At 63.4% G+C, this 12,636-nt stretch carries 12 protein-coding genes; 8 read left to right on the plus strand and 4 right to left on the minus strand.

Annotation, left to right across the window (positions count from 1 at the left end):
• The first annotated feature begins 9 nt into the window (after nucleotides 1–9).
• The 7 genes from LDN82_RS08410 to xerD all read left to right on the plus strand — a co-directional run bounded on the left by LDN82_RS08410 (nucleotide 10) and on the right by xerD (nucleotide 7,510).
• Nucleotides 10–273: a hypothetical protein gene (locus LDN82_RS08410; RefSeq protein WP_224167031.1), complete on the plus strand. Its 264-nt coding sequence runs from the start codon at nucleotides 10–12 to the stop codon at nucleotides 271–273.
• 3 nt (nucleotides 274–276) lie between these two features.
• A complete protein-coding gene (locus LDN82_RS08415) occupies nucleotides 277–1,089 on the plus strand; it encodes a TlyA family RNA methyltransferase (RefSeq protein ID WP_224167032.1) in 813 nt (270 codons plus the stop codon).
• Between the two features lie 13 nt (nucleotides 1,090–1,102).
• Nucleotides 1,103–2,197 carry an NAD kinase gene (locus tag LDN82_RS08420; RefSeq protein ID WP_224167033.1) on the plus strand — a complete coding sequence of 365 codons (1,095 nt, stop codon included), beginning with the start codon at nucleotides 1,103–1,105 and terminating at the stop codon, nucleotides 2,195–2,197.
• 3 nt (nucleotides 2,198–2,200) lie between these two features.
• On the plus strand, nucleotides 2,201–3,940 hold the full coding sequence (recN, locus tag LDN82_RS08425; RefSeq protein WP_224167034.1) for a DNA repair protein RecN: 1,740 nt from the start codon (nucleotides 2,201–2,203) through the stop codon (nucleotides 3,938–3,940).
• Between the two features lie 146 nt (nucleotides 3,941–4,086).
• Nucleotides 4,087–5,832 (plus strand): CTP synthase, encoded by a 1,746-nt coding sequence (locus LDN82_RS08430; RefSeq protein ID WP_224167035.1) that lies wholly within the window; start codon nucleotides 4,087–4,089, stop codon nucleotides 5,830–5,832.
• A 53-nt stretch (nucleotides 5,833–5,885) separates the two neighbouring features.
• On the plus strand, nucleotides 5,886–6,548 hold the full coding sequence (locus tag LDN82_RS08435; protein WP_224089477.1) for an NUDIX hydrolase: 663 nt from the start codon (nucleotides 5,886–5,888) through the stop codon (nucleotides 6,546–6,548).
• A 2-nt stretch (nucleotides 6,549–6,550) separates the two neighbouring features.
• A complete protein-coding gene (gene xerD / locus LDN82_RS08440) occupies nucleotides 6,551–7,510 on the plus strand; it encodes a site-specific tyrosine recombinase XerD (RefSeq protein WP_224167502.1) in 960 nt (319 codons plus the stop codon).
• Between the two features lie 8 nt (nucleotides 7,511–7,518).
• Here the strand turns inward: xerD and LDN82_RS08445 are convergent, their stop codons facing one another.
• The gene (locus LDN82_RS08445; RefSeq protein WP_224167036.1) at nucleotides 7,519–8,304 is read right to left on the minus strand and encodes a hypothetical protein; all 786 of its coding nucleotides are present in this window, start codon (nucleotides 8,302–8,304) and stop codon (nucleotides 7,519–7,521) included.
• A gap of 74 nt (nucleotides 8,305–8,378) precedes the next feature.
• On the opposite strand from LDN82_RS08445, the gene LDN82_RS08450 reads away from it, so the two are divergent.
• Nucleotides 8,379–8,873 (plus strand): NUDIX domain-containing protein, encoded by a 495-nt coding sequence (locus LDN82_RS08450; protein ID WP_224089482.1) that lies wholly within the window; start codon nucleotides 8,379–8,381, stop codon nucleotides 8,871–8,873.
• Nucleotides 8,874–8,985: 112 nt separating this feature from the next.
• Here the strand turns inward: LDN82_RS08450 and LDN82_RS08455 are convergent, their stop codons facing one another.
• The 3 genes from LDN82_RS08455 to LDN82_RS08465 form a co-directional block, all read right to left on the minus strand.
• Nucleotides 8,986–10,125: a bifunctional 2-methylcitrate synthase/citrate synthase gene (locus tag LDN82_RS08455; RefSeq protein ID WP_224089483.1), complete on the minus strand. Its 1,140-nt coding sequence runs from the start codon at nucleotides 10,123–10,125 to the stop codon at nucleotides 8,986–8,988.
• Nucleotides 10,126–10,199: 74 nt separating this feature from the next.
• Nucleotides 10,200–11,105 (minus strand): methylisocitrate lyase, encoded by a 906-nt coding sequence (prpB, locus tag LDN82_RS08460; protein WP_224167037.1) that lies wholly within the window; start codon nucleotides 11,103–11,105, stop codon nucleotides 10,200–10,202.
• Entirely contained in the window at nucleotides 11,106–12,626 is a 1,521-nt protein-coding gene (locus LDN82_RS08465; RefSeq protein ID WP_224167038.1) for an MmgE/PrpD family protein, read from the minus strand.
• Nucleotides 12,627–12,636: the final 10 nt, after the last annotated feature.

Genomic DNA, 12,636 nt, shown 5'->3' on the forward strand with positions numbered 1-12,636 from the left:
ACTGGTGCGATGACTGAGCCCATCAATCTCCCGGAAGCTGAGGCTGAACGTACCGCTGTTCACTGGCCGGAGGCTCTCGATTCCACCGGCGATGCTCCGGTGGACCGTGCCCTCAGTTTATTGGAGGGCGTTCATGGCGCTCCGGTGGCCGAGCATGCCGGGCTGTATTCAGCACTTCATGACTCTCTCCTGGAGGCGCTGGATGCTGAGCCTGGCCTCCCGCCGGCTTCTGACCGGCATGCCAGTCCTACCCGCCCGGAAGGCGACAAATAGCGGATGGCAAGACTTGATCAGGAACTCGTGACGCGTGGGCTGGCGAGGTCCCGGACGCATGCTGCCAAGCTCATTAGCGACGGCAAGGTGAGTTCAGACGGGGTCGTTTTGGCCAAAGCGGCCCAGCAGGTGGACGCCGGTACAGACCTGGACGTCCAATCCCACCTTGAGGACATCTACGTGAGCCGCGCCGGGCATAAGCTGGCTGGCGCGTTGGCAGCGTTTCCGGGGGTCGCAGTTTCCGGGAGGCGGTGTCTCGACGCCGGAGCCTCCACTGGTGGCTTCACCGACGTGCTGCTTCGGCAAGGCGCCGCGCAAGTGGTGGCGGTCGACGTCGGGCACGGCCAACTGGTGCCGCTCCTTCGCGATGATCCCCGCGTGGTGGTCCATGAGGGGCTAAACGTCAGGTACGTGACGCCGGACCAGATCGGCGGCACCGCGGCCCTCACAGTTGCAGACCTGTCCTTCATTTCCCTGACGTTGGTCCTGGGCCCCCTTGCTGCCTGCACGGAACCCGGCGGAGACCTTGTCCTGATGGTCAAGCCGCAGTTTGAAGTCGGCAAGGAGCGGCTGAGCCGCACCGGCGTGGTGTCTTCCGAGAATGAACGACGCCGGGCGGTGGCCCAAGTGGCCCGCGCTGCACTTGATGCCGGGCTGGAACTTCATGGCCTGGCAGCAAGTCCACTCCCGGGCCAGGACGGAAATGTTGAGTACTTCCTGTGGATGAAGCGCAGGATGTCCGCTGTGTTGCCTAAGATCGAAGAGCGGGACGAGGACGTTGCTGCGTTGATAAAGAACCTCTGGCCAAACGACTAGAAAGCAGAACCCGATGAGCAGGCATGTACTTGTCCTTGCCCACACAGGGCGGGAGGAATCGCTCCGGGCGGCGTGGGATGCCTGTACGCAGCTGCACTCCTCGGGCCTGGTTCCGGTCCTCCAGAAGTCGGAATTGGCAGATGTCGAGCGCTTTTTTGGTGCCGTTGACACCCCCATTGAGATCCTCCACGACGACGTGAGTTTGGAAGACGTGGAATTGGTGATGGTTCTGGGTGGCGACGGAACCATCCTGCGCGCGGCGGAACTGGTCCGGGAGGTGGACGTTCCCTTGCTGGGCGTGAACCTGGGCCACGTGGGCTTCCTTGCCGAGAGCGAACGTGCTGACCTGGCCCAGACGGTTGAGTGGATCGCGAGCCGCCAGTACACCGTCGAAGAGCGCATGACCATCGATGTCCAGGTGTGGATCAAGGGCCAGAAGATCTGGCATACCTGGGCCCTGAACGAGGCCGCCATCGAGAAAGCCAACCGGGAACGGATGCTCGAGGTCGTCACTGAGGTGGATGAACGCCCGCTGACGTCGTTCGGCTGTGATGGCGTGGTCCTCGCGACGCCAACGGGATCAACGGCGTACGCATTTTCGTCTGGTGGGCCGGTGGTGTGGCCTGAAGTGGAAGCGCTCGTCATTGTGCCGATCAGCGCCCATGCCCTTTTCGCGAAGCCTTTGGTGGTCTCTCCGCGTTCCAAGCTCGCCGTGGAAATCATGAACAGGACGGATGCCCTGGGCGTCCTTTGGTGCGATGGCAGGCGTTCTGTTGATCTGCCTCCGGGTGCGCGTGTCGAGGTGACCCGCTCAGCCACGCCTGTACGACTGGCACGGACGCACAGGACTCCTTTTTCGGCGCGGCTTGTGCGGAAGTTCCAGCTCCCCATCCACGGCTGGCGCGGTCCGGCTCCCCGGTCGGGGGAAGTCCACACTGGCCCAATCCCCGTGATCCGAACCCTTTCACCGGCTCCTTTGCCCACTCCCCGGGAAGCGAATGATTCCCGGGACTCGAACGATTCCCGGGAGCCGAACGATTCCCGGGCCGCCGAAACATCCCTGTACCCGGGGCACGGTGAGCCATCCGACCCCACGAATGCGAAGTGAAGCATGCTTGAAGAACTCCGAATCCGTGACCTCGGTGTCATTACTGATGCCGCCCTGCCGCTGGGCCCCGGCCTCAGCGTGGTTACCGGCGAAACCGGTGCCGGCAAGACCATGGTGGTGACCGCCGTCGGGCTTCTCCTGGGTGCCCGTTCAGACGCGGGTGCCGTCCGCAGCGGCGCCAAATCTGCCTCCGCCGAGGCAGTCTTGAAGCTTGATCCAGCCCACAGCGCGGTGGAGCGGGCCAAGGAGGCCGGCGGTGAGGCGGAGGAGTTCGACGGCGTCGCTGAACTCCTGCTGGCCCGGACCGTTGGTGCCGATGGCCGCAGCCGGGCTTACGTTGGGGGACGGGCGGCGCCGGTGGGGGTTCTGGCCGAACTTGGCGAGAGTTTGGTGGTGGTGCACGGCCAGTCGGACCAGATCAGGCTGAAGAGCGCTACCGCGCAGCGACACGCCCTGGATCGCTTCGCGGGTGCACCTTTGGCGAAGGTCCTGGGGGAATACCAGGATCTGTACAACCATTGGAAGTCCATTCAGGCCGAGCTGGAGACCCTTCGCAGCGAGGCGCGGGAACGGCTTCGTGAGGCGGAGTCGCTGGACGCTGCGCTCAAAGAGATCGATGACGTGGATCCCCAGCCGGGTGAGGATGAGACCCTCAAGGCTGAGGCCGTGAAGCTTGCCAACGTTGAAGAACTCCGGCTCGCAGCAGCGGCGGCACATGAGTCGCTCATCGCGGAGGAATTCGGGGATGCCGGCGATGCCACATCGATGGTGGATGCGGCCAAGCGGACGCTGGAGCATGTTGCAGAACATGATGAGGCGCTGGGGGCCGCTGCTGCACGGCTTGCCGAAGTTGGCTTCCTGCTGAACGATATCGCCGCTGACTTGTCCAGCTACCAGGCCGCATTGGACACCGAAGGCCCGGAGCGGCTCTCCGAAATCGAGGAACGCCGCGCCGCTTTGGCCAAACTGATCCGCAAGTACGCCCCAAGCATCGATGAAGTGCTGGAGTGGGCGGCCACGGCCCGTGTGCGTTTGGACGAGCTGCAGGACGATTCAAGCCGCATCGAATCCTTGGATGCCGAGGTGGCTTCGACCGAAGCTACCCTGCGCAAGCAGGCCGCAGCGATCAGCAAGGCCCGTCTCAAGGCGGCCAAGGACCTCTCGGCCCGTGTGAGTGCAGAGTTGAAGGCGTTGGCCATGGCGGATGCCACGTTGATCATCCAAATAGAGGACAGCGGATCGCTTGGCCCCTGGGGAACGGATGAGATCGCCTTCCTCCTTCAGCCACACTCCGGCGCTCCTGCGCGCCCACTGGGCAAGGGAGCCTCCGGCGGTGAACTCTCAAGGGTGATGCTGGCTATCGAGGTAGTGCTCGCTGCGGTGGATCCTGTTCCTACGTTCGTCTTTGACGAGGTGGACGCCGGAGTAGGTGGACGGGCGGCCGTCGAGATCGGGCGCCGGCTGGCCATGTTGGCCCGCCACGTCCAGGTCCTCGTTGTGACGCACCTGCCTCAGGTTGCGGCCTTCGCAGACCAGCACATCCGGGTTACCAAAACCTCAGTGCGGGGCGCCGACGGAAAAACGTCCACGGGATTCACCTCCAGCGATGTGCAACTGCTGGATGACGACGAACGCGTGAAGGAGCTTGCCCGTATGTTGGCCGGGCAGGAAGACTCGGAATCTGCCCAGGCACACGCGCAGGAGTTGCTGGACGACGCGAAGTTGCTTCCCCAGCGGGCGTAGGAAATTCCGGGGACGCGGCCGGTGCCGGACTGCGACCACTATCACATCCGTGCACTTGGTCCCGCCCGGCTCTTGATTGCAGGCATGGTCTTGGGCAACTATTGACCATTTGGGGAATCCGGACGGACGCTTGGAAGGCGTAATTGATGATAAGCTCGAATTCCGTGGTGCAGCGATCAAATTCCCGTGTAAATTCCCGGTTCCCGGGCTCGTCCAAGACGACCAAACACATCTTCGTCACCGGTGGTGTGGCGTCCTCGCTCGGTAAGGGTCTGACGGCTTCCAGCCTCGGCCACCTGCTGCGGGCACGCGGTTTGTCTGTAACTATGCAGAAGCTCGATCCTTATTTGAACGTGGATCCGGGCACGATGAATCCCTTCCAGCACGGCGAAGTTTTCGTGACTGATGATGGCGCCGAAACCGACCTCGACATCGGACACTACGAGCGCTTCCTCGATGAAAACCTGGAAGGTTCGGCCAACGTCACAACGGGCCAGATTTACTCCACGGTCATCGCGAAGGAACGCCGTGGTGAATACCTCGGAGACACCGTTCAGGTCATCCCGCACATCACGGATGAGATCAAGCGCCGCATGCGCCTTCCCGCCGAAGGCAAGAACGCTCCGGATGTCATCATCACCGAAATCGGTGGCACGGTTGGCGACATCGAATCGCAGCCCTTCCTCGAGTCGGCCCGCCAGGTGCGCCAGGACATCGGCCGGAACAATGTCTTCTTCCTCCATGTTTCCCTGGTTCCGTACATCGGTCCCTCCCAGGAACTGAAGACCAAGCCCACGCAGCACTCCGTGGCAGCCCTTCGTTCCATCGGTATCCAGCCCGAAGCCATCGTGATCCGTTCGGACCGCGAAGTGCCCGAGGCCATGCGGGAGAAGATCGGCCGCATGTGCGACGTCGACATCGACGCCGTGGTCAACGCTGCGGACGCACCCAGCATCTATGACATCCCCAAGACGCTGCACTCGCAGGGCCTGGACTCCTACATCGTTCGCGCACTGGACCTGCCGTTCAAGGACGTTGACTGGAGCAAGTGGGACAAGCTGCTTGAAGCGGTCCACAACCCCAAGCACGAGGTCGAGATCGCCCTGGTGGGTAAGTACATCGACCTTCCGGACGCTTACCTCTCCGTCACCGAGGCCCTCCGCGCCGGTGGGTTCGCCAACGAGGCCAAGGTCAAGATCCGCTGGGTCCCCTCGGACGAGTGCGAAACCCTTGCCGGTGCCACCAAGTCACTTGCCGGCGTCGACGCCATTTGCGTACCTGGCGGCTTCGGTATCCGTGGCCTTGAAGGCAAGCTGGGTGCACTGAAGTTTGCCCGTGAATCCAAACTGCCGGTCTTGGGCCTGTGCCTTGGCCTGCAGTGCATGGTGATCGAATACGCGCGAAACGTGGTTGGCCTGGAAGGCGCCTCGTCCAGCGAGTTCGAGCCGGACTCCAAGTACCCGGTCATCGCCACCATGGAAGAGCAGCTGGACATTGTGGAAGGCAAGGGAGACCTTGGCGGCACGATGCGCCTGGGGCTCTATGAAGCCAAGCTGGACGAGGGCTCCGTTGTCGCCGAGACGTACGGCACCACTTCAGTGAGCGAACGCCACCGCCACCGCTACGAGGTTAACAACAAGTACCGTGACCAGATCGCGGCGGAGGGCCTCGTCTTCTCGGGTACCTCGCCTGACGGCAAGCTGGTGGAGTACGTTGAACTTCCCCGCGAAGTGCACCCGTATTACGTTGCTACGCAGGCACACCCGGAGCTTAGCTCCCGCCCGACGCGCCCGCACCCGCTCTTCGCGGGCCTCGTGAAGGCAGCCTTGGAGCGTCGTGAAGGTGCCGTTGTGGGAACCAAATCCGGTGCCGGTGCGGTAGCTGCCAAGTAGCGCGGTGGCCGCCAAGTAAACCGTAAACGCAAGCACTAACGAAGGACGGCGCGATGCCCGGCATTTCCGAAACCCCCAGCACCTCAAGGCAGGTTTCGGATGCGCCGAGCCCGCGCCGTCTTTTGTCTACGAGCAAGGTCTATGAAGGCCGCATCTGGGATGTGGTCAGCGACGCCTTCCAGCTCAGCGAGGATACGGACACCCTGGTTCGCGACTACATCGACCACCCCGGCGCGGTGGCTGTGCTGCCGATGAACGTTGACGGTGAAATCCTGCTCCTGAAGCAGTACAGGCACCCTGTTGGTATGGATCTCTGGGAAATCCCGGCCGGGTTGCTGGACGTTGAGGGCGAGGATTTCGTGGCGGGCGCTGCCAGGGAGCTCGCTGAGGAAGCTGATCTTGTTGCGGCCACGTGGAATGTCCTGGTGGACTTCTTCAACTCTCCGGGATCCTCCAGCGAGGCTGTCCGGATATATCTGGCTCGTGGGTTGAGCGCTGTTCCCGAGGCTGACCTGCATGTCCGCACGGACGAAGAGTCGGAAATCGAGTTCCACTGGATTCCGCTCGACGATGCCGTGAAGGCTGTCCTTGAAGGGCGCCTGCACAATCCGTCCGCGGTCCTGGGAATCCTGGCTGCCGCCGCCGCGAAGGCCGACGGCTTTTCCAGCCTGCGCCCCGCTGACGCGCCGTGGCCCGCGCACCCGAGCCAGCGCTAAGAATGGCCGAGGCCGCCACCCGTCCTGCCAACGGCATCGATCGAGGAGTTACCGACTACCTCCAGCACGTGGGCGTGGAACGCGGCCTGGCAGCCAATACCTTGGCTGCCTATCGCCGTGACCTTGCCCGTTATTCGAACTTCCTGGCTGGCCAAGGCGTGGAACGCCCCGGAGACGTCACGCGCCATCACGTCACCGGCTTTGCCCAAGCCTTGTCAGACGGCTCCGATGGCGCTGCGGCCCTCGGCGTCCGCTCCGCAGCCAGGACCATAGTGGCCGTGCGCGGACTTCATAAATTTTGGGCCCTTGAAGGAACCACGACGTCGGATCCCGCCAGCGATGTCCACCCGCCGATGCCGGGCAAACGACTTCCGAAAGCCATCAGTGTCGGTGAAGTAACGCGGATTCTCGAAGCTGCGGGTTCGGACTCTGCGACCGGGCTAAGGGACCGGGCCTTGCTTGAATTTCTCTATTCCACCGGCGCGCGCATCAGCGAGGCCGTAGGGCTGGACGTTGACGATGTATCCCTGGAGCACGCAGGCGGCGAACCAGCAATAGTCAGGCTCTTCGGCAAAGGTTCCAAGGAGCGGCTGGTTCCTTTGGGCTCTTACGGTGCACGCGCGGTCGGAGCCTATGTGGTCCGCGGAAGGCCGTTGCTGGCTTCCAAGGGCAAGGGCACTCCCGCCTTGTTCCTGAACGCCCGTGGCGGCCGAATCAGCAGGCAGAGTGCCTGGACAATCCTCAAGGCTGCTGCAGAGAAGGCAAACATCACCAAGGATGTTTCGCCGCACACCTTGCGGCACTCTTTTGCCACGCATCTCCTGGAAGGCGGGGCTGACGTGCGTGTAGTCCAGGAGCTGTTGGGGCACGCATCGGTTACCACGACCCAGGTCTACACGCTGGTTACCGCGGACACCTTGCGCGAGGTTTACGCTGCTGCCCATCCCCGCGCGCTCGGTTGATGCTGCAGTTAGTCCAATACACTGAACGTCAACTCCACGGCATCGACGAACAATGCCAGCAGCGACGTCCCCAAACCGGCCACGAGCAGAAGGCCTGGGTGGGCCAGTCCCACCACCACCCGCTTCAACCGCGGCTGTCCCTTGAGGAACTTTTTGGGTACCCGCGTCTTCAACGGTATTTGCCGCCAACCGCGTAGCCGGCGAAGGAACCAGGCGCACCGCACGATGAACGCCATCCACAGGACAGAGAGCACCAGCGGGACCGACGCCAGCATGAGGTTGAAGCCGAGTGCGGTCACCTCCTTTTCGGAGTCGCCGATGACGGTCTGCACCGTGGTCGAGATGGAAGCACTCATCACCACGGAGGCAGCCCACACCACGAAGGCGACCACCAGGGCCAGGAAGCGGACGAAGAAATGGCCCAGGACAGTGGCGTCCACTGCCTTGAGGTGGCTGCGAGGGGTGGCATGCAGCACGGCCAGCGTGGACAGCAGCGTTGGCAGGGCAGCGATGAGGACCAGCAGGTACCACGTCCAACCAGCCAGGTCCACCACCTCATCCAGAACAATGAGCCCGGCCCACACCACCGTCCAAGCCCAGCCGGCGTAGAGCGGATGGGCCACCACCAAGCGGGGCAGCCAGGCGTCGCGCTCCTGCCCGGCTCTGGTGGCTGATGGGGCGTCGGCCAGAGGGGCAGTTTCGGCATCTTCCCCGGCCTGGGCCTTCACCTCTTGGTTGATGGCTTGCGCTTGTGCCTGTGTCCCGGCATGCACTTCGCCCCCACCTTCGTTCATGGGCTCACTGTAGCAATTGGGCTGACTGTGGCAATGGGACCTCAGGTGCAGGAGATCGGGTTAAGGTAGGCAGCATGACAGCAGCCCATGTGACACTGTGCTTCCTCCTCCGTGACGGCGTGGACGGGGAACACGTCCTCCTCGGTACAAAGAAGACCGGTTTTGGGCGTGGGAAAGTGGTGGGCGTGGGTGGGCATGTGGAGCCGGGGGAGACGGCGCTGCAGGCGGTGTGCCGCGAGGTCATGGAGGAAATCAGCGTGGTGGTCCAGGCCGCGGACCTCATCCCCGCCGGCATCATCGACTTCGTGTTTCCTGCCCGACCCGAATGGAACATGTACACCACTGTGTATCTGACGCGTTCTTGGGCAGGCGAACCGTCGGAGAGCGACGAGATTGCGCCCGAATGGTTCCCGGTGTCCAAGCTACCGGTGGAACGCATGTGGGCCGACGCCGAGCATTGGCTGCCCGCGATGATTTCGGGGCAGCGGATCGCAGTTCGAGTCGATTTGGCTGCCGATAACGAGAGCGTGGCTGAAGTGCACACCATCGATTGGGCCGGAACCGACTAGAAGACAGGTTTTCCAGCATACGACGGCGGGCCGGTCGCCTTTTGGTGACCGACCCGCCGTCGTATGCTTCCTCCGCCATCGTGGGCTTCCGGCGCGGCCAGAAGCCAAGAGGCTACGGCACGTGCCGCTCTTCCGGCCCGTTGTATTCGCTCAGCGGACGGATCAGCGAGTTAGAAGCAAATTGTTCCATGATGTGCGCTGTCCAGCCGGTGATCCGGCTGGCGACGAACAGCGGGGTGAACGTCTGGGTGTCGAAGCCCATGAGGTGGTACGTGGGGCCCGCGGGATAGTCGAGGTTGGGCTTGATGGCCTTGGCCTCGTCCATGGCCTGTTCGAGGCCGTTGTAGAGCCCCAGGAGTTCAGGCCGTCCGTAGTGGGCGATCATCTTGTCCAAGGCGGCCTTCATGGTGGGCACGCGGGAGTCGCCATGCTTGTAGACGCGGTGTCCAAAGCCCATGACCTTCTTCTTCTGGGCAAGGGCATTCTCCATCCACGCCCGCGCACGGACCGCGGCTTCCTCCATGGATTCTTCGCTGCGGATGCCGATTTCGTCGAAGGTGTGCATCACGGCCTCGTTGGCGCCCCCGTGGAGAGGGCCTTTCAGTGCACCGATCGCTGCCGTCACGGCGGAGTGCAGGTCAGAGAGCGTGGACGTGACCACGCGGGCTGTGAAGGTGGACGCGTTGAAGGAGTGCTCCGCGTAGAGGATCATTGAGACGTTGAACGCCTCCACCACTTCGGGAACCTGCTCTTCGCCGAACGCCATCCACAGGAAGTTGGACGAGTAGTCCAGGTCCTCCCGCGGTTCCACGGGCTCTTGACCCCGCCGGCGGCGCTGGTCGTAGGCCACGACGGCGGGCATCGCGGCCCAGAGGTCGATTGCTTTCTTCATGTTGGCATCGGGGGATGAATCCTCCGTCAGCTCGTGCCGGGCTCCCAATACGGAAGCTGCCGTACGGCAAACGTCCATGGGGTGCGAGGTGGTGGGCAACGTGTCAATGACTGACTTGACCACTGGATCAAGCGCACGCCCTGCCCGCTCGCGGGCAACAAATTCGGCCAGTTGGGCATCGTCGGGCAGTTCGCCGTTCCATAGCAGGTAGGCGACCTCTTCAAAGCTGCACTTGGCGGCCAGTTCCTGCACCGGGTATCCCCGATACAGCAGGGAGTTGGTGTCCGGGTTGACCTTTGAGACGGCGGTGTAGTCCACCACGACGCCGGCAAGGCCTTTTTTGATGTCTTCAGCAGCCATGCTGAACTCCTTCGTTCATTATGCAAGAGCCCCGTGGGCCGGAGTGCTTGCTTTCCCCTTGATGATTCCCGGACCTAGCGGATGCCAGGAACCTGGAAGTTAAAAACGCCGGTATCGAACTGGTTATATGCCTCGTAATCCACGAGTTCGTAGAGGCGCGCACGCGTGAGCATGTTTTCCACCTGTGCCTCTTGGGTCCCCGCAGCCTTGATCGATTCCAGCGTACGCTCTGCAGCGCCCATGGCAATGCGGAGGAGCGTGACGGGGTAGATGACCATGTTTACCCCGACGTCTTGGAGTTGGTCCACGGTGAAGAGGTCGGACTTTCCGAATTCCGTCATGTTGGCCAGGATGGGCACGTCCACGGCGTCGCGGATGGCCTGGAACTCGGTCAGATCAGCCATGGCTTCGGGGAAGATCGCGTCGGCGCCGGCGTCGACCAAAGCGCGGGCACGGTCTTGTGCGGCTTGGATTCCTTCGACGGCGCGGATGTCGGTGCGGGCCATGATGAGGAAGTTGGGGTCGCGGCGTGCGTCGGCGGCGGCGCGGATGCGTTTGGTGGCGGTGTCGATGTCCACGACGTTTTTGCCGTCCAGGTGGCCGCAGCGTTTGGGGTTGAATTGGTCTTCGATGTGGCAGCCGGCCAGGCCGGCGTTTTCGAGTTCCTGGATGGTGCGGGCCACGTTCATGGGTTCACCGAAGCCGGTGTCCGCGTCCACGAGGGAGGGCAGGTCCGTCATGCGGGCGATCTGCCCGGCGCGGGTGGCCACCTCGGTGAGCGTGGTCAGGCCGATGTCGGGCAGGCCGAGATCATTGGCCAGGACCGCTCCGGAGATGTAGACCCCGGCGAAGCCCTTCTCTTCGATCAGCCGGGCCGAGAGCGGGTTGAACGCGCCGGGGAACTGCTGCACGGTCCCTGAAGCGAGGAGCTCCCGCAGCTTGACCCGCTTCTGTTCGGGGGTGGTGGTGGAGTACAGCATTTAGAACAGTCCCTTCGGAGCTGCGTCGAGGTTGATCACGCCGGGGGCCGCGGTGATGTTGAGCTGGTCCAGTTCCCCGGGGCCGAGTTCGGTGACGCGTTCGACGGCGGCGAGGAACCGTTCGATCTCGGCGTCCTCCACCAAACCTGCAGCGAGGGTGCGGAACTTGTTGATGTATTGCTCGCGGGCGAACGGTCGGGCACCGAGCGGGTGCGCGTCGGCCACGGCGATCTCATCCGTGATCACGGTGCCGTCGTTCAGGGTGATTTCCACGGAACCGCCGAAGGCCTTCTCTGCGATGTCCAGGGAGTGGTAGCGGCGGGTCCACTCCGGGTCCTCCACGGTAGTGACCTTCTGCCAGAGTTCCACGGTGTCCGGGCGGGCTGCGCGTTCGGGGGCGTAGGAATCCACGTGGTGCCAGGCGCCGTCCTGCAGGGCGACGGTGAAGATGTACGGGATGGAGTGGTCCAGGGTTTCCCGCGATGCGGTGGGGGAGTACTTCTGGGGGTCGTTCGCGCCGGAACCGATCACGTAGTGCGTGTGGTGGCTGGTCTTGATCAACACGGATTTCACGTTGGCCGGGTCCGTGGTTTCCGGGTGCTCCTTGTGGAGTTTGCGGGCGAGGTCGATCCACGCCTGGGCCTGGTACTCGGCCGAGTGTTCCTTGGTGTAGGTGTCCAGGATGGCGCGTTTGGCTTCACCGGGCAGCGGCAGCGGGACTTCGTAGGAGGCGTCCGGGCCGTCCAGCATCCACGCGATCACCCCGTCTTCGCCTTCGTAGATCGGCACGGGGGAGGTCTGGCCGCGCATGGAACGGTCCACGGCTTCCACGGCCATCTTGCCCGCGAACGCCGGGGCGTGGGCCTTCCAGGTGGAGATTTCGCCCTTGCGGGACTGGCGGGTGGCCGTGGTGGTGTGAAGCGCCTGGCCCACGGACTGGAAGATCGTCTCAACATCCAATCCCAGGAGCGTGCCGATGCCCGCTGCAGCCGACGGGCCAAGGTGGGCCACGTGGTCGATCTTGTGCTTGTGCAGGCAGATCGCCTTGACCAGGTTCACCTGGATCTCGTAGCCGGTGGCAATACCGCGCACCAGGTCAGCACCGCTGGCGCCCACGTGCTGCGCGACGGCCAGGATCGGCGGGATGTTATCGCCCGGGTGCGAGTAGTCCGCGGCCAGGAACGTGTCGTGGTAGTCCAGTTCACGCACGGCCACCCCGTTCGCCCACGCAGCCCATTCAGGGGAAACCCGCTCGGTGATGCCGAAAACGTGCCCGCCCTTGCCGTTCGCGGACGGCCCGTGGGTCAGTGCCTGGGCGCGGGCCGCGACGATCGGTGCACGGTTCAACGAGGCGATCGCTACGGAGGCGTTGTCGATGATCCGGTTGATCACCATATCCGTGACCTCGGGGGTTACGTCGACGGGGTCGGCAGCGACCACGGCGATCTTGTGCGCCAACTGCTCCTCACGGGGGAGATTCTCTTCGGACTTGTAGACGCGGACGTGGTTGTTCTTGACCATGGTGCTCCTT

The sequence above is a fragment of the Arthrobacter sp. StoSoilA2 genome (assembly GCF_019977195.1).
Taxonomy (GTDB): Bacteria; Actinomycetota; Actinomycetes; order Actinomycetales; family Micrococcaceae; genus Arthrobacter.